The 21,246-nt window shown below is 75.1% G+C and carries 14 protein-coding genes; 10 read left to right on the top strand and 4 right to left on the bottom strand.

The genetic code is table 11. From position 1 onward, the window contains the following. Positions 1 to 77 precede the first annotated feature (77 nt). On the bottom strand, positions 78 to 305 hold the full coding sequence (locus ACZ6NC_RS37590) for a DUF3107 domain-containing protein (protein WP_465738383.1): 228 nt from the start codon (positions 303 to 305) through the stop codon (positions 78 to 80). A 131-nt stretch (positions 306 to 436) separates the two neighbouring features. Then, positions 437 to 1,099 carry a TetR/AcrR family transcriptional regulator gene (locus ACZ6NC_RS37585; protein WP_396320713.1) on the bottom strand — a complete coding sequence of 221 codons (663 nt, stop codon included), beginning with the start codon at positions 1,097 to 1,099 and terminating at the stop codon, positions 437 to 439. 222 nt (positions 1,100 to 1,321) lie between these two features. On the opposite strand from ACZ6NC_RS37585, the gene ACZ6NC_RS37580 reads away from it, so the two are divergent. The 5 genes from ACZ6NC_RS37580 (at position 1,322) to moeZ (ending at position 7,988) form a co-directional block, all read left to right on the top strand. Then, positions 1,322 to 2,251, top strand: coding sequence for an alpha/beta fold hydrolase (locus tag ACZ6NC_RS37580; RefSeq protein WP_465738382.1), 930 nt, complete (start codon positions 1,322 to 1,324; stop codon positions 2,249 to 2,251). 436 nt (positions 2,252 to 2,687) lie between these two features. Then, complete coding sequence (locus tag ACZ6NC_RS37575) at positions 2,688 to 4,265, top strand: DUF3492 domain-containing protein (protein WP_465738381.1); 1,578 nt, start codon at positions 2,688 to 2,690, stop codon at positions 4,263 to 4,265. Between the two features lie 116 nt (positions 4,266 to 4,381). Further along, positions 4,382 to 5,461 carry a hypothetical protein gene (locus ACZ6NC_RS37570; protein WP_465738380.1) on the top strand — a complete coding sequence of 360 codons (1,080 nt, stop codon included), beginning with the start codon at positions 4,382 to 4,384 and terminating at the stop codon, positions 5,459 to 5,461. A gap of 84 nt (positions 5,462 to 5,545) precedes the next feature. Next, complete coding sequence (locus tag ACZ6NC_RS37565; protein ID WP_465738379.1) at positions 5,546 to 6,547, top strand: NAD-dependent epimerase/dehydratase family protein; 1,002 nt, start codon at positions 5,546 to 5,548, stop codon at positions 6,545 to 6,547. 262 nt (positions 6,548 to 6,809) lie between these two features. Then, positions 6,810 to 7,988, top strand: coding sequence for an adenylyltransferase/sulfurtransferase MoeZ (gene moeZ, locus ACZ6NC_RS37560; RefSeq protein WP_465738378.1), 1,179 nt, complete (start codon positions 6,810 to 6,812; stop codon positions 7,986 to 7,988). A 76-nt stretch (positions 7,989 to 8,064) separates the two neighbouring features. Here moeZ and ACZ6NC_RS37555 read toward each other — a convergent pair whose 3' ends face one another. Then, entirely contained in the window at positions 8,065 to 10,821 is a 2,757-nt protein-coding gene (locus ACZ6NC_RS37555) for a flippase-like domain-containing protein (RefSeq protein WP_465738377.1), read from the bottom strand. Between the two features lie 134 nt (positions 10,822 to 10,955). On the opposite strand from ACZ6NC_RS37555, the gene ACZ6NC_RS37550 reads away from it, so the two are divergent. From ACZ6NC_RS37550 to ACZ6NC_RS37535, 4 genes are all read left to right on the top strand, one after another. After that, positions 10,956 to 11,312: an MGMT family protein gene (locus ACZ6NC_RS37550; RefSeq protein WP_465738376.1), complete on the top strand. Its 357-nt coding sequence runs from the start codon at positions 10,956 to 10,958 to the stop codon at positions 11,310 to 11,312. 112 nt (positions 11,313 to 11,424) lie between these two features. Then, entirely contained in the window at positions 11,425 to 14,799 is a 3,375-nt protein-coding gene (locus ACZ6NC_RS37545) for an ATP-dependent helicase (protein WP_465738375.1), read from the top strand. Between the two features lie 74 nt (positions 14,800 to 14,873). Continuing rightward, positions 14,874 to 18,095 (top strand): UvrD-helicase domain-containing protein, encoded by a 3,222-nt coding sequence (locus tag ACZ6NC_RS37540; protein WP_465738374.1) that lies wholly within the window; start codon positions 14,874 to 14,876, stop codon positions 18,093 to 18,095. 191 nt (positions 18,096 to 18,286) lie between these two features. After that, positions 18,287 to 19,498 carry a PP2C family protein-serine/threonine phosphatase gene (locus ACZ6NC_RS37535; protein WP_465738373.1) on the top strand — a complete coding sequence of 404 codons (1,212 nt, stop codon included), beginning with the start codon at positions 18,287 to 18,289 and terminating at the stop codon, positions 19,496 to 19,498. Positions 19,499 to 19,510: 12 nt separating this feature from the next. On the opposite strand, the gene ACZ6NC_RS37530 is transcribed toward ACZ6NC_RS37535, so the two are convergent. Beyond that, entirely contained in the window at positions 19,511 to 20,482 is a 972-nt protein-coding gene (locus tag ACZ6NC_RS37530; RefSeq protein WP_465738372.1) for an endonuclease/exonuclease/phosphatase family protein, read from the bottom strand. Between the two features lie 78 nt (positions 20,483 to 20,560). On the opposite strand from ACZ6NC_RS37530, the gene ACZ6NC_RS37525 reads away from it, so the two are divergent. Then, positions 20,561 to 21,214, top strand: coding sequence for a PadR family transcriptional regulator (locus ACZ6NC_RS37525; RefSeq protein ID WP_465738371.1), 654 nt, complete (start codon positions 20,561 to 20,563; stop codon positions 21,212 to 21,214). Positions 21,215 to 21,246: the final 32 nt, after the last annotated feature.

Genomic DNA, 21,246 nt, shown 5'->3' with positions numbered 1-21,246 from the left:
CCCCCCCCACCCCCCCCCCACCCCCCCCCCCCCCCCCCCCCCCCCTCCCCCCCCCCCCCCCCCCCCCCCGGTACAGCTCAGAGCGTGCCGAACCCGACCTTGCGGGCGGCCGGCTCGCCGATCTCCACGTACGCCAGGCGCTCGGCCGGGACGATGACGCGGCGGCCGTGCTCGTCGGTCAGCGCGAAGAGCTTCGAGGTGCCCTCCAGCGCCTTGGCGATCGCGCTCTCGACCTCATCGGCAGTCTGCGAGCTCTCGATCACGATCTCGCGCGGCGCGTTCTGCACGCCGATCTTGACCTCCACGGCTTCCGTCCCTCCGGGGTTGCAGCCATCCACGCGCGGTTCCGGACCGCCTGGGACAGGCGATCGCGGCGACCGCGCCGTACGGCTTCACCATAGAGCACCGGATCAAGGCCGAGGCGAAGGTCGGTGGATCACTGCTCGGCGGCGGAGCCCTCGGCCTGCTCGGAGCCGGGGTGCATCGGGAAGCCCTTCAGGCCGCGCCAGGCCAGGCTGGCGACCAGCCGCACGGCCTCGTCGCGCGGGATCTCCAGCCCCTGGGAGAGCCAGTAGCGGGCGGTGATCTGGGCCAGGCCGCAGACGCCGGCGGCGAGCAGCTTGGACTCGGCCTCGGGGAGGTCGGTGTCCTCCTGGATGACCTTGCTGACCAGCGTCGCGCTGGCCTCCGAGGCCCGCTCGACGCGCTCGCGCACGGCCGGCTCGTTGGTCAGGTCCGACTCGAAGACCAGCCGGAAGGCGCCGGACTCGCTGGAGACGTAGTTGAAGTACGCCTCCATCGTCGCGGCGACCCGCAGCTTGTTGTCGGTGGTCGTCGACAGGGCGTCGCGGGTCGACTCGACCAGGGCGTCGCAGTGCTTGTCCAGCAGCGCCAGGTACAGCTCCAGCTTTCCGGGGAAGTGCTGGTACAGCACCGGCTTGCTGACCCCGGCGCGATCGGCGATGTCGTCCATGGCGGCCGCGTGGTAACCCTGCGCGACGAACACCTCCTGGGCGGCACCGAGCAGTTGTTCACGGCGGGCGCTTCGCGGCAGGCGGGCACCGCGCGGGCGCTCCTGCGCCTCCTGGATGGCCGTCACGGCGCTCCTCACTTCACGGGTTGTTCGGGGCTGGCAAGATGACCGATTCTACTTTTCGGTAACCGCGTTCGCGCTTGGCGAGCGTAAGAAAAGCACCGAGCCCCCTTGTCAGGAGCCCACAATACGGCGCTGACCATGGGCAACGGCAGTGGTGTGACAAGAGCTGAGACGATCGGTCCCGCCCGGGGCCCTGCCGCCGGTGGCTCATTACCATCGTCCACCATGAGCAGCGCTGAGCAGCAGATACGCACAGAGGCGGGGGAGCCCGCACCGTTCCGTACGGTCGAGGTGCCCGGTGTGGCGCTGGCGGTCCACCGGCCTGCCGCGGACGCGGCCACGGCCGACGGGCGGGAACCGGCCCTCTTCGTGCACGGGCTCGGCGGCTCGGCCGGCAACTGGACGGCGCTGATGGCCCGGCTCTCCGGCCTGGTCGACGGCGAGGCCGTGGACCTGCCCGGCTTCGGCCACTCCGCGCCGCCCGCCGACGGCAACCTCACCGTCTCCGGGCACGTCCGCGCGGTGATCGGCTACCTGGAGGCGGCCGGGCGCGGCCCGGTGCACCTCTTCGGCAACTCGCTCGGCGGCGCCGTCTCCGTCCGGCTCGCCGCGCTCCGGCCGGACCTGGTGCGCAGCCTCACCCTGATCTCGCCGGCGCTGCCCGAGCTGCCGCCGCAGCGCACCGCCTGGCCGACCGGCCTGCTCGCGGTGCCCGGCGTCCCCGCGCTGCTGCGCCGGCTGCCGGCGAACGGGCGGAGCGCCGAGGACGCGACCGAGGGGCTGCTGCGGCTGATCTACGGCGACCCGCAGGGCCTGTCGCCGGCCACCCGGGCCGAGGCGGTGGCGGAGTACCGGCGGCGCAGCGAGGTGCCGCACGCGATGGAGGCGCTCATCGGCTCGGCGCGCGGGATCGTCTCCGCCTACACCGAGCGCGGGGACCAGGCGCTCTGGCGGCAGGCCGGGCAGGTGAAGGCGCCCACGCTGCTGGTGTACGGCCTGCGGGACAAGCTGGTCTCCTACCGCTCGGCGCGGCGGGCCTGCGACGCCTTCGCGGACGCCCGGCTGCTGGTGCTGCCGGAGTCCGGGCACGTGGCGATGATGGAGCACCCGGAGCAGGTGGCCCGGGCGGTGCGGGAGCTGCTCGCGCGGGCCTGACGGCCGGCGCGGAAGGCGGCGTGGGACGGACACGGGAAAAGGGCGGGGAAGCAGGGCGGCGTAGCAGGGCGCGGGCGAGGGCGCGGACCGGGCACATCGGTCCGCGCCACGGTCCGGCGCGCGGTAACGCCCCGGCAGGGGGCAAGGTCACGCCGGTTCACTCGTTCAGGTGGCAGCCAGGCATGTGACCGATGGATCGCCGGAGGCCGGTCCTACCTTTCTGCTGTCGGACCGAACACATGTGGGGGAGTCGCGGCCGCCGGAGCATCCGGAAGGCGGCCGCAAGCAGGGGTACCGGCGTGCGGCTCCGCGGTCCTCATGCCCATTCGAGTAGCAAGCCCTTGTCCTCGCCGCCCTGCCAAGGGGGGCGACCCCTTGCAAGGGGTAGCAAAGGAGGTCTCCCGTGCGCGTTGCCCTGCTCACCGAAGGTGTCCGCATGAGTCCGGAGCGTGTCACCCGTGACTGGTTCGACCGGCTGGTCGAAGGCCTGCCGGAGCACGACTTCGAGTTGTACGCGCTGGCGGGCTCGGGGGTCGGGGCCAGCTCCCGGGGCCGCTGGCTCGGGGTGCACGAACTGGCCCTCTGGGGTCGTCGGCCGGGCGGGCGGATGCCGGGGGCACTGCGCAGACGGCAGTACGGGCGGGCATACGAGGCGCTGGTCCGGGCGCTGGTCATGCCGGGGGAGCGGGCCGCGTTCGGCGCCGGGCTCTACCGGCTGGCGGCGCTCGCCCGGGAGGACGGCGCGCTGCCCGCGTTTCTCGCCTCGGCACAGGCCCGGCACACGCTGGAGCGGATATGGCGCTCCCCGGGCGCCGACACCTCGGCCGGGGAGCCGCTGGTCTGCGACGTGCTGGTCGCGGCGGACCTGCTGGAGCAGTGCCTGCGTCCGCTCTCCGCGCCCTGGTACGGCGCCGGACCGGGCGGCCTCGGCGGTGCCGATCTCTGCCACGTGGTCGGCGGCGGTCCGGCCGCGCTGCCCGCGCTGGTGGCCAAGCAGTTGCACGGGGTGCCGCTCGTCGTCACCGAGCACGGCCTGCACCTGCGTGAGCAGTACCTCGGCTACCGCGAGGCGCCGTACCGGTGGCCGGTCCGGGCGCTGCTGCTCTCCTTCTTCCGGGCGCTCACCGAGGAGACGTACCGGCAGGCCGCGATACTGACCCCCGGCAGCGCCCACGACCAGCAGTGGCAGTGGCGCTGCGGGGCCGACCCGGTGCGGACCAGGGTGGTCCACGAGGGCACTCCGGCGGTTTCCCGGGCGGCGGCCGGCCCGGAGCCGTCCGCGCCGACCCTGGTCTGGGCGGGCGCGCTGGAACCGGGCCGGGACACCGAGCTGATGCTGCACGCCTTCGCGCGGGTCCGGGCCGAGCTGCCCGCGGCGCGGCTGGTGGTCCACGGCGAGGAGGCCGTCCGCGGCTACCGGGCGCACTGCGAGGCGGTGGCCGGGCGGCTGGGGGTGGCCGGAGCGGTGGAGTTCGCCGGGCGGCCGGAGTCGACCGCGCGGGCCTGGGAGGGCGCCACGGTGGTGGTGTTCTCGGCGCTCTCCCAACGCAGCCCCCGGCTGCTGGCCGACGCGATGCTGAGCGGCCGGGCGGTGGTCTCGACCGACGTCGGGGTCGCCCGGGAGGTGGTCGGGCCGACCGGGCTGCTCGTCCCGCCGCGTGACCCGCAGGCGCTGGCCGGCGCCTGCCTGGCGCTGCTGCGTGACGAGGAGCGGCGGGCGCGGCTCGGGCTGGCCGGGCGGCTGCGGGCGCAGGAACGCTTCGCCGTCGAGCCGGTGATCGGGGCGTTCCGGGAGATCTACCTGGAGCTGGTCTCCCAGTGGCCGGCCTTCCCGGCCGCGGCCGGCGGTGGGGTGGGCGTGCAGCCGCGCCCGTTCGCCCGGCCCGCCGAGTACTGGCTGGCGGACCGCCGGGGCGAGGGCCCGGGCGCGGAGGGCGCAGAAGGCGCGGAGACGGGCGGGGACGGTCCGGATGCGGCGGCCGACCGGCCGGGCGCCCTCGCGGAGGCGGTCTGATGGCGGGCGGCGGCCCGGCGGCCGGGGTGTCCGGGGCCACCGGGATGTCCGGAGCTTCCGTGGCGCCCGGGGGGCCCGCGGCGCCGGGGCTCTCCGGTGATCCGGTCCGGGAGGTGATGGCGGAGCACCGGGAGCTCTGCGAGCAGGCCGTCGACCCGCTGGACCTCGCCGTCCGGCTGGAGGAGGCCGGTCTGGGCCAGGAGGCGGCCGCGCGCTGCCGGCACGCGGACCTGTTCGGGCTCGCCGAGGAGCTGTACGCCCGGGTGCCGCGCCGCGCGCCCGCGGCCTCGGCGGCCGACGAGGCGGGCGAGGGCCGGCCGCAGCCGCGGCCGCGGCGGCGCGGCGCGGCGTTGCGGACGTCGGTGCTGGCGGCACTACCGGTCGCCGCGGCCGCCGCACTCGGTGGCCGGTGGCCGGCGCTGCTCCCGGCGGCCGTCCCGCTCGCGCTCCTGCAGGCGGGATCGGCGGCGTCGGCGCCGGCATCCGCGGCGCCCGGCCCGTCCACCGCCGGCGATCCCGGACTCGGCCCGTCCACCGCCCCCTGGCCGGGCGCACCGCACCCGGCCAGGGGGCGGCGGTGGCGGCCGGACGCCCTGGGCCACGGGGCCGGGGTGGCCGGGCTGCTGCTGCTCCCGCTCGCCGGGGCGACCGGCGGTGCCGGGGACGGCCGGGTGACGGCCGCGCTGGTGCTGGCGGCGGCGCTGTCGGCCGGGTCGGCCGAGTGGGCCGCGCGCTGGTTCCGGCACATCGGCCGCGGTCATCTGCGGACGGCGGGCACGCTCGCCGAGTTCCGCGCCAGGATGCGGCCGGTGCTGCCGGTGGCCGTGGTCCTGCACCTGGCCGTGCTGGCGGTGCTCAGCTTCGCCGCGCTCGCCGTGCTGACCGCCGTCGCCCCGCGCCCCGGGCCGGGCCACGGCGGCGGGCTGCTGCACCTGGCGGCCGAGCGCGCCGATCCCGTCCAGTGGGCGGCGCAGGGCGTGCTGGGCCTGCTGCTGGTGCTGCCCGCGCTGCTGGCGCGCTGCGGCCGCGGCGGCGTTGCCGCGCTGGGCGCGCTCGCCGGGTCGGCGGCCGCCGCCGTCCCGCTCGCGCTGGGCCGGTCCGCGCCGGCGGCCGGGCTGCTCGGCGGCGGGGCCGTCGCGCTGGCGCTGGTGGCGTACGCGTGGCCGGTGCTCGGCCGGGCCGGTGCGCACCGCTGACTCTTCCTGCTCGTCAACACTCTGTCCGTCAACACTCTGTCCGCCAGGTCGTCCCCGACCTCGCTTCGTGGAAGGACACCCCCGATGAGGGTGCTGCTGCTGGGCGCCGACGGCTTCATCGGCCGCCGGGTCACCGATCGTCTGCTCGTGGACCAGGAGTTGCAGGTGACGGTGCTCGGTCGGCGCGACTCGGCCGACATCCGCTTCGACCTGACCGCCGGCAGCCCGGGCGCGCTGGCCCGGTTCCTGGACGCGGTCGCGCCCCAGGTGGTGATCAACTGCGCGGGCGCCACCTACGGCAGCTCCCGCACCCTGATCCGGGCCAACACGCTGGCCGTCGCCACCGTCTGCGAGGCGATCCGGCGCAGCCGCGAGCCGGCCCGGCTGGTGCACGTCGGGTCGGCGGCCGAGTACGGGCCGGTGCCGGGCGGGGTGCCGGTGTCGGAGAGTGCCGAGCCGCGCCCGGTCGGCCCGTACGGCGTGTCCAAGCTCGCCGGGACGGAGCTGGTGCTGGCCTCGGGGCTGGACGCGGCGGTGCTGCGGGTGTTCGACGTGGTGGGCCCGGGGGCGCCGACGGCCTCGCTGTTCGGGCGGCTCGCCGAGGGGCTGCGGCGTGCCCTGGAGCGGGACGAGCCGCAGGTGCGGATGCCGGACCTGTCCGGATACCGGGATTTCGTGGACGTCCGGGACGTCGCCCGGGCGATCCAGGCGGCGGCGGTCTCGGCGGCCACCGGGGTGATCAACATCGGCAGCGGGCACGCCGTCCGGGCCCGGGAGGCGGCCCAGCTGCTGGTGCGGGCGTCCGGGTTCGAGGGGGCGATCGTGGAGGAGAACCGGCAGGTCCTGCTGCCCGCGCAGGTGGGCGGGCCGGTCGAGCACGCCGTCCCGCACCTGGGCCAGCACCACCTGCCGGGGCACCGCTCGCCGGAGCCGCGGCCGGCCGAGGGGCGGGGCCCGTCGGGCGAGCCGGTGCCGTGGCGGCAGGCGGACGTGCGGACCGCCCGGGACCGTCTCGGCTGGCGGACACAGGTACCGCTGGAGGAGTCGCTGGGGGACGTCTGGCTGGAGACGGCCTGCCGGGTCTGAGCCCCGGCGGCCGTCGCCGCCCGGCTCGGCCGGGGGCGCGACGGCCCAGTGGTGGCGGGCCGCAGCGCCTCTGACCGGCCCGGGAACGGCGCGACCGGCCGGTCCCAGCATCCGACGCAGCCCGTCTCGCCAGTCGGACGGGCTGTCTCGGAATACCGGGGCGGCATGACACTGTTGGCGTAGCAGAGCCACCTCGGTGGCGGAGCAACAAGCCACAAGAGGTTGGCCCTGGCCACCTGAACTGACGACCATCGGAGTCCCCGTGTCGCTGCCACCCCTGGTCGAGCCGGCCGCCGAGCTCACCGTTGACGAGGTTCGCAGGTACTCCCGCCACCTGATCATCCCCGACGTGGGCATGGCCGGGCAGAAGCGGCTGAAGAACGCCAAGGTGCTCTGTGTCGGCGCCGGCGGCCTCGGCTCGCCCGCGCTGATGTACCTGGCCGCGGCGGGCGTCGGCACGCTCGGCATCGTCGAGTTCGACGTGGTGGACGAGTCCAACCTGCAGCGTCAGATCATCCACGGCCAGTCCGACATCGGCCGCTCCAAGGGCGAGTCGGCGCGGGACTCCGTCAAGGAGATCAACCCCTACGTCAACGTGATCCTCCACGAGGAGCGCCTCGACAACGACAACGTGATGGAGATCTTCTCCGGCTACGACCTGATCGTGGACGGCACCGACAACTTCGCCACCCGCTACCTGGTGAACGACGCCGCGGTGCTGCTCGGCAAGCCGTACGTGTGGGGCTCGATCTACCGCTTCGACGGCCAGGCCAGCGTCTTCTGGGCCGAGCACGGCCCCTGCTACCGCTGCCTTTACCCGGAGGCCCCGCCGGCGGGCATGGTCCCGTCCTGCGCCGAGGGCGGCGTGCTGGGCGTGCTCTGCGCGTCCATCGGTTCGATCCAGGTCACCGAGGCGATCAAGCTGCTGGCCGGCGTCGGCGAGCCGCTGGTCGGCCGGCTGATGATCTACGACGCCCTGGAGATGAACTACCGCCAGGTGAAGGTCCGCAAGGACCCGAACTGCGCGCTCTGCGGCGAGAACCCGACGGTCACCGAGCTGATCGACTACGAGGCCTTCTGCGGCGTCGTGTCGGAGGAGGCGCAGGCCGCCGCCGCCGGCTCGACGATCACCTCGAAGCAGCTCAAGCAGTGGCAGGACGACAAGGAGGACATCTTCCTGATCGACGTCCGCGAGCCCGGCGAGTACGAGATCGTCAACATCCCCGGCGCGGTGCTGATCCCGAAGAACGAGTTCCTGATGGGCGACGCCCTGGAGTCGCTGCCGCAGGACAAGAAGATCGTGCTGCACTGCAAGTCGGGCGTGCGCTCGGCCGAGGTGCTGGCCGTGGTGAAGTCGGCCGGCTTCGCCAACGCCGTCCACCTGGGCGGCGGCGTGCTCGGCTGGGTCAACCAGATCGAGCCGCACAAGCCGGTGTACTGAGGACCGAGCCGGTCCGCCAAGGCCTGGTACGCAGGAAGGGCCCGCTTCGGCGGGCCCTTCCTCGCGTTTCCGGCGGCTAGAGCGCGCCCTTGCGCTGGAGCACGTTGTAGGAGATCCAGCCGGGCAGCACCGGCAGCCAGAAGGTGAGCGCCCGGTAGAGGAAGACCGCCGGGGTGGCGACCGCCGGGGGCACGTCGGCGACGGTGAGCGCACCGATCAGGGCGACCTCGACCGGGCCGATGCCGCCGGGGGTGGGGATTGCGGAACCGGCCGCGTTGGCGGTCAGGAAGACCACCGCGACCGCCGAGAAGCTGATCGAGCCGCCGAAGGCCTGCACGGAGGCGTCCAGGCAGGCGGTGAACGAGAGGGTCAGCAGCAGGATGCCGCCGAAGCCGGTGACCAGCTTGCTGGGCGTCTGCATCAGGTCGAGCATCCGCGGCACCACGCCGAAGAACAGCGAGCGCAGCCGGTTCAGCACGAACCGCCGCAGCGGGGCGACGGCTGCGACCACCAGGGCGAGCACGGCGGCGGTCAGCACGCCGATGATCACCGCGCGGGAGGCGGAGAGGTCCCCGTTGGTCTGGCTGCCGGTGATCAGGCCGAAGCTGAACAGCAGCAGCAGGTGCCCGGTCAGGCCGGCCAGCTGGGAGGCGCCCACCGAGGCGACCGCCTGCCCGGAGCGGATGCCGGCCTTCTGCAGGTAGCGGGTGTTCAGCGCGATGCCGCCGATCGCGGCCGGTGCGACCAGCTTGACGAAGGACCCGGCCAGCTGGGCGGCGACGGTGCGCCGGAACGGCAGCTTCTCCGGGACGAAGCCGGTCAGGCTCATCGACGCGGCGACGTAGCTGAAGGCGGCCGCGGCGAGGGCCACCGCCGCCCAGGCCCAGTCCATCTGGGAGAGCTTGAGCTGGGCCGGCTTGATGGTGGTCAGCGCCAGGTAGGCGGCGAAGGTGAGCGCGATGACCATGATCAGGGTCTTCGGCTTCAGCCGCTCCAGCTTGGCCGTCTCGGTCGGCGCCTCGGGTGCGATCTGGAGGATCTGGCCGCGGATCCGGCTGAGCAGGTCCTCGCCGGCCGTCGCGATGTCCTCCTCGGCCTGCTGCTGGGTGCGCTCGCCGGCGGCGACCTGCTCCAGCGCCCGGGCCCGGGCGGCGGTCTTGCGTTCCTTGGTGAGCTTCCTCAGGTCGACGCGGGTGGAGCGGCTCATCCCGACCGGCTGGAGCAGCGGCAGCGCCTGGGCGACCCGGTCGGCGCCGAGCACGGCGTTGGGGGTGGCCACCGCCCGCTCCGGGCCGATCCGCAGCGCGAACGTGGTGAGCAGCTGGGCGACGTCGATGCGCAGGGTCAGGTCGGTGGCGGCGATGTCGCCGCCGGAGAGGTTGACCAGGCAGGCCGTCTTCTCGTCGACGACCAGCAGCGACTCGCCGGTGAGCCGGCGGTGCGCGATCCGGCGCTCGTGCAGGGCGGCGACGGACTCCCAGAGCGAGGCCATCACCTGGTCGGTGACCTCGTCGTCGGCGAGGTCGTCCAGGGGGCGGCCCTCGACGTTCTCGTACACCAGGATCGCGGCGTCCGGGCCCAGCTCGGAGGTGGCGACCAGCTGCGGGGCGCGGGCGCCCGAGGCGGCGGCCGCGTAGGCGATCAGCGCCTCCTGCTCCAGCGCCTGGCGCAGCGACTGCGGGCTGCGGCGGACGGCCACCGAGCGCAGCCGCAGCCGTCTCCAGGCCCGGTAGAAGAAGCCGGAGGCCTGCTGTTCGCGGTCGATGATGTGGACGTCCAGCGGCGGGCCGCTCTGCTGGGCGACGAAGTAGCGGCGGGTGCCGCCGGGCGCGTCCGCGGCGCGGTGGGCGCTGGCCGGGGTGAAGCCGACCTTGCGCAGGCCGATCATCAGGTGCTGGCCGGTGGGCCGGATGTTCGGCGAGCCGATCGCGTACAGCGTGCCGTAGGCGACGGACCAGCCGATCAGGACGGTGAGCAGCAGCGAGAGCGGGGTGGTGTAGCCGCCGAGCAGCTCGGTGATCCCGCTGAAGACCACCACCACCCAGAGGGCGACCCGCCAGCGCGGCCGGCTCGACATGCCGACCGCGGTCATATAGGCGATCACCGGTGCCAGGTAGCCGTGCACCGGGTCGGTGAGGGTGCCGTTGCTGTCCATCGGGAGCCGGGTGAGGGCGTCCCGGATGTGCTCGGAGGCGCCCTCGGCGACCCACCAGTCGATGCCCAGGGAGACGCCGTAGGCGAGCACCGAGGCGAGCACGCCGTCGGCGACCCGCAGGCCGTCGCGTTTGATCAGCCGCTCGACCGCGAAGGCGAGCGGGACGGCGAGCACCGCGACGCTGGAGACGAGGCCGGTGATGGTGGAGAGCACCGGGGAGAAGCGGGGCGCGTTGGAGGCGATGTCCAGCTCGATGCCGGTGGTGGTCGAGGTCGCCACACCGGCCAGGACGAACACGGCGACTATGCCGAAGACGCCGGCCAGGAAGCGGATCAGGTCGGACGGGCGGTGCGCGCGGGCGGCGAGCAGCGGCTCGTCGACGTCCAGGTGCGGGGTGTCGTCGGGGGCCTCGGCGGCCTCGGCCGCTTCGTGCTCGCCGAGCGGCGTGGGCTGCTGGGCTGGGACGCCGGTCGGCGTAGGCTCGGCCGCGGGGGCCGGAGCGTGCTCGGGCGCCTCGGCCTCGGCGTCGGTCGGCTGCGGGGTCTTGATCGTCCGGTCCTTGATCAGGGAGACTTCCGGGGACGGCTCGGCGGCGGGCGCACCGCCGGGGCCTGCGGGCATGGCGTCGGAGGACTCGTCGGAGTCCTCGTCCACGCCCACGTCGGCCATCCCGGTCATCTGGTCTTGTCCTCGTATCACCACTCACCGCCCCGAAGATGGTGGCATGCCGCGGCGCCCCGTGCGGGACAGGGGGCGGATCGGGCGCGGCGGATCGTTCGCACGGGTCCTCGCGTCCGCTCCTATAAGGAAGGATGCCGCAGGTGACGGACGCTGACGACGATGGCGACCGGGGCGCACTGCCGCCCTTCGCCGAACTGGTGCTCGACCTGACCGAGCGGATTCCACCCGGCAGGGTGATGACCTACGGGGACGTTGCCGAGTACCTCGGCCAGGGCGGCCCCCGGCAGGTCGGGCGGGTGATGGCCCTCTACGGCGGCGCCGTGCCGTGGTGGCGGGTGATCCGCGCGGACGGCCGGTTCCTGCCCGGCCACGAGCACCGCGCCCTCGCCCACTACGGCGAGGAGGGCACCCCGCTGCGCGAGCTCGCGGACCCGCCCCGGGTCGACCTCAAGCGGGCCCGCTGGGACGGCGGGCCCGCGGCGGATTGAGCCGAACCGGGTGCGCGGGCGGGAATGACGGGGCAGGATCGTAGGCTCGTTGTGGACGGGCCCCGCGCGGGGCCCGCCTTTCCGTGGCCGCAGCACAACCCCCAGGACATTCGTGAGCTCCCCCTACCGTCTGGTGCGCAGCCCTCTCGCACAGCCCGCCCCGCCCGTGCTGGACGAGTACCAGCGCGCCGTGGTGGAGCACGCGGGCGGCCCGCTGCTGGTGCTCGCCGGGCCGGGGACGGGCAAGACCACGACGCTGGTGGAGGCCGTCGCCCGGCGGATCGAGCGCGGCACCGACCCCGAGCGGATCCTGGTGCTGACCTTCAGCCGCAAGGCCGCGATGGAGCTGCGCGACCGGATGTCCGCCCGGCTCGGCGCCGCCTCCGCGCCCCCGGCGGGCGCCGCGCAGGCGGCTGCGCTTCGGTCACCGCAGGCGGCTGCACTTCGGTCACCGCAGGCGACCACGTTCCACTCGTTCAGCTACGCCCTGCTCCGCGCCCACCAGGACCCGCGGGACTACGCCGAGCCGCTGCGGCTGCTCTCCGGCCCCGAGCAGGACGTCATGGTCCGCGAGCTGCTGGCCGGCGGCGCCGAGGACGCCCGGCTCGGCAGCGGTCGCATCTCCTGGCCGCTCGACCTGCGGGCCTGCCTGACCACCCGCGGCTTCGCCGACGAGGTCCGCGCCGTGCTCGCCCGCAGCCGAGAGCTGGGCCTGGGCGAGGCCGAGTTGGAGCGCTTCGCCGAGGGCGTCCAGCGCCCCGACTGGGCCGCCGCCGCCCACTTCCTCGCCGACTACCTGGACGTGCTCGACCTGCGAGGTGTCCTCGACTACGCGGAGCTGGTGCACCGCGCCGTCCTGCTCGCCGAGCGCCCCGAGGTCGGCGAGGAGCTGCGGCAGCGGTACGACGTGGTCTTCGTCGACGAGTACCAGGACACCGACCCGTCCCAGGTCCGGCTGCTGCGCCGGCTGGCCGGCGAAGGACGCGAGCTGATCGCGGTCGGCGACCCGGACCAGTCGATCTACGCGTTCCGCGGCGCCGACATCAACGGCATCCTGGAGTTCCCGCAGACCTTCCGGCAGGCCGACGGCGGGGCCGCCGAGGTCAGGGTGCTGAGGGTCTCCCGCCGCTCCGGCGCCGTCCTGCTCGCCGCCTCCCGGGAGCTGGCCCGGCGGATGCCGATGGGCCGGCTGCCCGCCGAGAAACTCGCCCAGCACCGCGCACTGCTGCCCTCCCGCGAGGGCGGCCGGGTCGAGGTCTACACCTACCCCACGCCCGGCACCGAGCTGGACTCGATCGCCGACCTGCTGCGCCGCGCCCACCTGGAGGACGGCGTGCCGTGGGGCGAGATGGCCGTCCTGGTCCGGGCCGGCGCCCGGTCCATCCCGGGCGTGCGGCGGGCGCTCGGCGCGGCCGGCGTCCCGCTGGAGATCGACGGCGACGACCTGCCGCTGCGCGAGGAGCCGGCCGTCGCCCAGCTGCTGCTCGCGCTGCGGGTCTGCGCCGAGCAGGCCCACCGCGACAGGCACACCCCCGACGTGCCGGACCCGCTCACCACCGAGCTGGCCCACACCCTGCTCACCGGCCCGCTCGGCGGCATGGACGGCTCCGACCTGCGCCGCCTCGGCCGCGCCCTGCGCGAGGAGGAACGGGCCGCGCTGCGCGCCGACGGCCGGCCCGCCGCCGTACCGCGCCCGGCCGGCGAGCTGATCCGCGAGGCCCTCGCCGAACCCGAGCGGCTGATCGCCCTCGACCCCGCCTACGCCCGGCGCGCCCGCGACCTCGGCACTCTGCTGCGCAAGGTCCGCGAGCGCCTCGCCGGCGGCTGCACCGCCGAGGACGCGCTCTGGGAGCTCTGGGACGGCAGCCGCCGCTGGCGCGAACGCCTGGAGCGGGCCGCGCTGCGCGGCGGCGCCGCCGGCCGCAACGCCGACCGGGACCTCGACGCGCTCTGCGCCCTGTTCGAGACCGCCGCCCGCGCCGAGGAGCAGGTCACCGGCCACCGCAGCGCCCTCGACCTGCTGGCCGAGCTGGAGGCCCAGGACATCGCCGCCGACACCCTCACCGTGCGGGCCGTCCGCCCGGAGGCCGTCCGGCTGATGACCGCACACCGCTCCAAGGGCCTGGAATGGCGCCTGGTCGTCGTCGCCGGCGTCCAGGAGGGCCTCTGGCCGGACCTCCGCCGCCGCGGCTCGCTGCTGGAGGCCGACCGGATCGGCCGCGACGGGCTCGCCGAACCGCTCTCCCTGGCCGCGTTGCTCGGCGAGGAGCGCCGGCTCTTCTACGTCGCCGCCACCCGGGCCAAGGAGCGGCTGATCGTCACGGCGGTCAAGGCGCCCGCCGACGACGGCGACGAGCCCTCCCGCTTCCTGCGCGAGCTCTACCGCGAGGACATCGACCCGCGCACCGGCAAGGTGTTGCGGCGCACCCCGCCGGCCACCGTCGAGGACGTCACCCACCGGCCGCGCCGCCCGCTCTCCGTCCCCGCGCTGGTCGCCGAGCTGCGCGCGGTCACCGTCGACCCGGCCCGCGCGCCCGAGCTGCGCCGCGCCGCCGCCGAACGGCTCGCCACCCTGGCCCTGGCCACCGACGAGGACGGCCTGCCGCTGGTGCCGGCCGCCCACCCGGACCGCTGGTGGGGCCTGGACGACGCCACGGCCGCCCCCGACCCTTTGCGCAGCGCCGACCTGCCGGTCCGGCTCTCCGGCAGCGGCCTGGAACAGCTGGAGAACTGCTCGCTGCAGTGGTTCCTGGACAAGGAGGTCAAGGCGCGCGGCTCCTCCTCGGCCGCCCAGGGCTTCGGCAACGTGGTGCACGCCCTCGCCGACGAGGTCGGCTCCGGCCGCAGCCCCGCCGACCTCGCCGTCCTGATGGAGCGGCTGGACACCGTCTGGGACGCGCTGGCCTTCGACGCGCCGTGGAAGTCCCAGCAGGAGAAGACCGAGGCGCGGGCCGCCCTGGAGCGGTTCCTGCACTGGCACGTGCTCCAGCGCGGCCGCGACGTGGTCGCCACCGAGCACGGCTTCGACGTCACCCTGGACGCCGGCGGCGTCGCGGTGCGGATCCGCGGCTCGATGGACCGGGTCGAGAAGGACGAGGCCGGGCGCGCCTACGTGGTCGACTTCAAGACCGGCAAGGAGGCGCCGACCGACAAGTCGCTGCCCGAGCACAAGCAGCTCGCCGTCTACCAGCTCGCCGTCCGCGCGGGCGCGCTCAACGAGCTGCCCGGCTTCGACGGCCGCGCACCCGAGTCCGGCGGCGCCGAGCTGGTCCAGCTGCGCAAGCCCGACAAGGGCGCCCCGGATGCGCCCAAGGTGCAGCGGCAGGACCCTCCGGAGGGCGAGCCGTGGATCGAGAACCTGCTGGCCGACGCGGCCGGGCGGGTGCTCGCCGAGCGGTTCGTGCCGCAGACCGGCGGTGGCTGCGACCGCTGCTCGTTCCGCCGCAGCTGCTCGGCCCAGCGGGACGGCGCCCAGCTCGTGGAGTAGCCCGTCGGGCCGAGTAGCGAGGGTCACCCCGGCCGGGCGCCCGCCCTGTCGGTGCCCCCCGTTAACGTTGCGGGGTGACCGCCGTGCTCAACCACCCCGACCAGCTCAAGGAGCTGCTCGGCATCCCCTTCAACCGGGAGCAGATGGCGGCCATCGGCGCCCCGCTGGAGCCGGCCGTGATCGTGGCCGGCGCCGGCTCCGGCAAGACCACCGTGATGGCCGCCCGGGTGGTCTGGCTGGTCGGCTCCGGCGCCGTCCGGCCGGAGGAGGTGCTCGGTCTCACCTTCACCAACAAGGCCGCCGGGGAGCTCGCCGAACGCGTCCGCGCGGCGCTGCGTCTCGGCGAAGGCCGGGGGAGGGGCGCCGAACCGGAAGAGGAGCCGCTCGGCGAGCCGGAGATCTCCACCTACCACGCCTTCGCCGGCCGACTGCTCAAGGAGCACGGCCTGCGGATCGGCATCGAGCCGGACGTCCGGCTGCTCGCCGACGCCACCCGGTTCCAGCTCGCCGCCAAGGTGCTGCGCACCGCCCGCGGGCCCTTCCCGGCCCTCACCGGCACCTTCGCCAACCTGGTCGCCGACCTGATCGCGCTGGACGGCGAACTCGCCGAGCACCTGGTCGAGCCGGACACCCTGCGCGGCTTCGACGAGGAGCTGCTCGACACCCTCGCCACGGCCAGGCTCACCAACGACGACCTGCGGGCCGTCCCGGGCGCCGCCCGGGCCCGGCTGGAACTGCTCCGCCTGGTCGAGGACTACCGGCGCCGCAAGGCCGCCGCCGGGCTGATGGACTTCGGCGACCAGATAGCCGCCGCCGCCCGGCTCGCGCAGCAGCGCCCCGAGGTCGGCGAGCTGCTGCGCGGCCAGTTCCGGGTCGTCCTGCTGGACGAGTACCAGGACACCTCCGTCGCCCAGCGGCTGATGCTGGCCGGTCTCTTCGGTGCCGGCCCGGACGGGCGGGCCACCGGCCACCCGGTCACCGCCGTCGGCGACCCCTGCCAGGCGATCTACGGCTGGCGCGGCGCCTCGGTGGCCAACCTGGACGAGTTCCCCCGGCACTTCCCGAAGGCCGACGGCTCCGAGGCGGCCCGCTACTCGCTCAGCGAGAACCGCCGCAGCGGCGGGCGGCTGCTCGCCTTCGCCAACGAGCTGGCCGCGCCGCTGCGTGCCATGCACGAGGGCGTCGAGGCGCTGCGCCCGGCCCCCGGCGCCGAGCAGGACGGCTACGTCCGTGCCGCACTGCTGCCCACCCACGCCGAGGAGATCGACTGGCTGGCCGACTCGATCGCCCACCTCGTCCGCACCGGCACCGCGCCAGGCCGGATCGCCGTGCTCTGCCGGGGTGGCGCGGCCTTCCCCGACATCCACGCGGCGCTGGTCGCCCGCGAGGTGCCGGTCGAGGTGGTCGGCCTCGGCGGGCTGCTCCAACTGCCCGAGGTGGCCGACCTGGTGGCGGTCTGCGAGGTGCTCCAGGATCCGACCGCCAACGCCGCGCTGGTCCGGCTGCTGATCGGCCCGCGCTGGCGGATCGGCCCGCGCGACCTGGCCCTGCTCGGCCGGCGCGCCGCCGATCTGGTCCGCACCGCCCGGCCCGAGGGCGTCGAGGCGCTGGCCGCCGCCGTCGCCGAGACCGACCCGACCGAGGTGGTCTCGCTGGCCGACGCGCTGGAGACCTTCCTCGACCCTGACCAGCCCGACGAGCTGGCGTTCTCCGCGGAGGCCCGGCTGCGCTTCGCCCGGCTCGCCCGGGAGCTGCGCGAGCTGCGCCGATCGCTCGCCGACCCGCTGATGGACGTGCTGCACCGGGTGCTCGCCGCCACCGGCCTGGAGGTCGAACTCGCCGCCTCCCCGCAGGCGTTGGCCGCCCGCCGCCGGGAGACCCTGCATGCCTTCCTGGACGTCGCGGCCGGTTTCTCCGACCTCGACGGCGACCCGGGCCTGCCGGCCTTCCTCGGCTTCCTGCGCGCGGCCCAGGAGTACGAGCGCGGCCTGGACAGCAGCCTGCCCGGCGGCGAGGACACCGTGAAGGTGCTCACCGCGCACAAGTCCAAGGGCCTGGAGTGGGACGTCGTCGCCGTCCCCGGCCTGGTGAAGGGCGCATTCCCGTCGTCCACCGCGCGCGAGCGCTGGACCAGCACCAAGCGTGTGCTCCCGCACGCCCTGCGCGGCGACGCGGCCACCCTGCCCGATGTGCGCGGCGGCTGGAACGCCAAGTCGATGACCGCCTTCAAGCAGGCGCTGGCCGAGCACTCCGGCATCGAGGAGCTGCGCCTGGGCTACGTCGCCTTCACCCGGCCGCGCTCCTTGCTGCTGGCCTCCGGGCACTGGTGGGGGCCCAGCCAGAAGACCCCGCGCGGCCCGTCCGCCTTCCTGGAGCAGCTGCGCGAGCACTGCGAGCGGCCCGGCGTCGGCGAGGTCGAGCACTGGGCGGAGCAGCCGTCCAAGGGCGCCGAGAACCCGGCGCTGGCCGCGCCGGTCGAGCGGCCCTGGCCGCTGCCGCTGGACCCTGCCGCGCAGCACGCCCGTCGCCGGGTGGCCGAGGTGGTGTACCGGCGCCTGGCCGGGCAGCCCGCCCCCGAGCCGGAGCCGATGGCCGCCGAGGACCGCCGCCAGGTCGAGTCCTGGGATCGCGATCTCACCGCGCTGGTGGGCGAGTTGGAGCGGTCCCGGCGCAGCGTGCGGGAGGTTCCGCTGCCTGCCGCGCTCTCCGCCACCCAGCTGTTGCGGCTCGCCGCGGACCCGGACGGCTTCGCGCACGACCTGGCCCGCCCGATGCCGCGCCCGCCGCAGCCCGCCGCCCGCCGGGGCACCCGCTTCCACGCCTGGGTGCAGTCCCGGATCGAACCGCTGCTGCTGATCGAGCCGGGCGCGCTGCCCGGAGCGGACGACGACGGCATCGAGGACGAGCAGGACCTGGAGCGGCTCAAGGAGGCGTTCCTGCGTACTCCGTACGCGAACCGGGAACCGTATCGGGTCGAGGCGCCGTTCCAGTTGGTGCTGGCGGGCCGGGTGGTGCGCGGCCGGATCGACGCGGTCTACCGCGAGGGTGACGGCCGGTCAGAATCCGGCTGCGCGTCACGCTATGAAGTGGTGGACTGGAAGACGCACCGCGAGGAGACCGCCGACCCGCTCCAGCTCGCGGTCTACCGGGTGGCCTGGGCCGAACAGTTGGGCGTCCCGGTGGAGCAGGTCACGGCGTCGTTCCTGTACATCCGCAGCGGTCGGATCGAACAACCCGCAGGACTTCCCGGCCGAAAAGAGTTGGAACGGCTCCTGATCGGGAACAGTGAAGAATGAGTCACGGAGAGCATTCAAGTCATCACGGCAACGGGCGAAACCTGCGCGTAGTGCACGTTTCGTGCCTATTGTGGGGTCGGTAACCGGTCAACCCCCGTGCTCCGGCCGCCAGCGAGGCCCGCATTCCCTAACCCTCAGTCATCACCGCAGGTGCCCACGGGCATCGGCGTCTTCTGCTGGAGAGACCGAAGTTGAGCGCGACCGGATGGATCAGAGAGCGGTTCGCCGGGTCGACCCCGGGGGCCGCTCCGGGCGCGACCGGCACCTGGCCGAGGACGGCGCTGTCGCTGCCGTTCATCGGCATGGCGCTGGTCGTCGTCCTCGACTACTTCACTGACGCTGCGGTGACCGTCGAACCGGCCCTCACCGCCGTCCCCGCGCTGGCCGCCGTGGTCAGCCGCCGAACCTGGTACCCGCTCGCGATCGGCCTCTGCACCGAGGCCGCCGCCTTCCTGATGGCCTTCCACAACGACGTGCTCGGCGAGTCCGTGCACAGCGCCACCGTCTTCGCGATCGTGCTGGTCGCCGCGATCGGCTGGGTCAGCGCCACCCTGCGGCTGCGCCAGGAGAAGGCGCTCGCCGACGCCCAGCTGGTCGCCTCGATCGCCCGCCGGGTGCTGCTGCGGCCCGTCCCCGACCGGGTCGGCACCGTGCGGGCCGCCGTCCACTACGAGGCCGCCGCCGCGCACGCCCGGATCGGCGGCGACCTCTACGAGGTGGTGAACACCCGGCACGGCGTCCGGGCCGTGGTCGGTGACGTCCGCGGCAAGGGGCTGGGCGCGGTGGAGACGGCCGCCGCCGTGCTCGGCGCGTTCCGTGAGGCCGCCCACCAGGAGCCCGCGCTGGAGCGGGTGGCCGGTTGGCTCGCCGTCAGCCTCGACCGGGCCCTGCACGAGAACGACCACCCCGGAGTGGAGGAGGAGTTCGTCACCCTGGTGCTGATCGGGGTCCGGCCCGACGGCACCGCCGAGATCGTCAACTGCGGGCACCCCTCGCCGCTGCTGCTGCGCGGCGGCGAGCCGGTCCGGCCGCTGGAGCTCGCCGAGACGGTGCCGCCGCTCGGCGTCCTCGACCCGGCCGACGTCCGGCCGCCGGTGTACCGGATCCCGCTGCAGCACGGGGACCGCGTGCTGCTCTTCACCGACGGCGTCATCGAGGCCCGCAACCGGGCCGGCGCCTTCTACCCGCTCGCCGAACGGCTGCCGCACTGCGCGGACGGCCGCCCGGTGGACGTCCTCCAGCGCCTGCACGAGGACGTGGTCCGCCACGTCGGCCGCCAGCTCGGCGACGACGCGGCCATGCTGCTGCTCCAGTACGACCCTCCCCCGGCCTTCGACCGGGGGGACCCCAACGCGGCCGCGCCCCAGCTGCCGCACCAGAACGGCCTGCTGACCAGGCGCTGAGGAAGCTAAGCCCTACAGCGACACCTGCACCACCAGCGGGCGGTGGTCCGAGACCACCGTCCGCGGGGCGGCCGCCGGGCCGACGGCGGTCCGCGGCACGCCCACCGCCAGCACGTGGTCGAACTGCACGGCCGGCCGGTGCGAGGGGTAGGTGGGGGTGCGCGCCAGGTCGTGCCAGCCCTGGAGCCGCGCCCGCGGCTCCCGCACCCGCCGCCGGCGCGGCTCCACCAGGGCCGGCCGGGCCCGCCGGGCCGCCCGCAGCTCGCGGACCCGCGCCCGTGGCGCCGTCCGGTCCAGCGCGGTCGCCCCGCCGAGCACCGTCCGGGGCACCGCCCCGATCAGGTTGAAGTCCCCCAGGACCAGGTACGGCTGCGGCAGGTCGGCGATCCACCGCCGGATCCCGGCCAGCTGCGCCATGTTCCAGCCCGGCACGAACGACAGGTGTGCCGCCACCACCGTGAACGGCCCGCGCTCGCCCTCCAGCACCGCCGCCAGCGCGGCCCGCGGCTCGTCCGGGACGGGCGTCAGTCCGCGCCGCCCGGCCACCCGCAGCGGCAGCCCGAACGGCGCCGGGGCGAACCGGCGGGCCCGCCAGTGCCGCACCGGCAGCCGGGTGAGCAGCGCGGTGCCGTACGCGGGCGGGGCGTCGTCGCCGAGCTCGCCCGGCCCGTACACCTGGATCCCGGCGGGCTCCGACGGCTCCCGCACCCAGCCGGCCACCGGCGCCGGCCGGCCGTGCAGCGCGGCCGCGAACCGCCAGTCCGCGGCGCCCATCGCCTTGGCGGCGACCGCCGTCTGGTCGGTGGCGCCGGAGCGCGGTTGGTAGCGGTCCACCTCCTGGAGCGCCAGGACGTCGGCGTCCAGCGCGGCCACCGCCTCGGCCAACGGCCCGCCGGCGTCGGCCGGGTAGGGCCGCGGGGCGCCGTCCGGGGCGAGCGGCTGACCGTGCAACAGATTGAAGGTGGCGATGCGCAACTGGCTCACACCGCACGACGGTACCCGCTCGCCGGGGGAGGGGGCGCCGCTTGAGCGGACTGGGCATACCGGGTATACATACTCGGTATGTCGATCCGCCACGGTCTGCTCGCCCTGCTCGACCAGGGCCCCCGCTACGGCTACCAGCTGAGAACCGAGTTCGAGGCGCGCACGGGCGCCACCTGGCCGCTCAACGTCGGCCAGGTCTACACCACGCTGTCCCGGCTGGAGCGTGACGGCCTGGTCGAGCCCGCCGGGGAGGACGACGAGGGCCACCAGTTCTACGCCGTCACCGACGCCGGCCGCGCCGAACTGCGGGCCTGGTTCGACACCCCGGTGCCCCGGACCAGCCCGCCGCGCGACGAACTGGCGATCAAGCTGGCCATGGCGGTGACCGTCCCCGGAGTGAACGTGCCCGCCGTCGTCCAGGGCCAGCGCCGCCACAGCGTCAAGGCGCTCCAGGACTACACCCGGCTCAAGGGCCGGGCGCTGGCCGGCGAGACCCGCCCCGGCGGCACCGGCCAGCCGGCCGGCCCCGGCGCCGACCTCGCCTGGCTGCTCGTCCTCGAACAGCTCATCTTCCAGACCGAGGCCGAGATCCGCTGGCTCGACCACTGCGAGACCAGGCTCGCCCAGCAGGCCGAGATCGAGCAGGCCAGGGCCGCCGAGGCCCGCAAGGCAGAGCCCGAGCCCCGGTCCGGGCCCACCGCCCGGATCGGGCGCCGCCGCTCCAAGGCCTGAACCCCGTCCCGACCTCACGAACCACCCGGCCC

This window comes from Kitasatospora sp. NPDC041988, from assembly GCF_055588525.1.
This window is presented reverse-complemented; position numbering and strand designations above follow the sequence as displayed.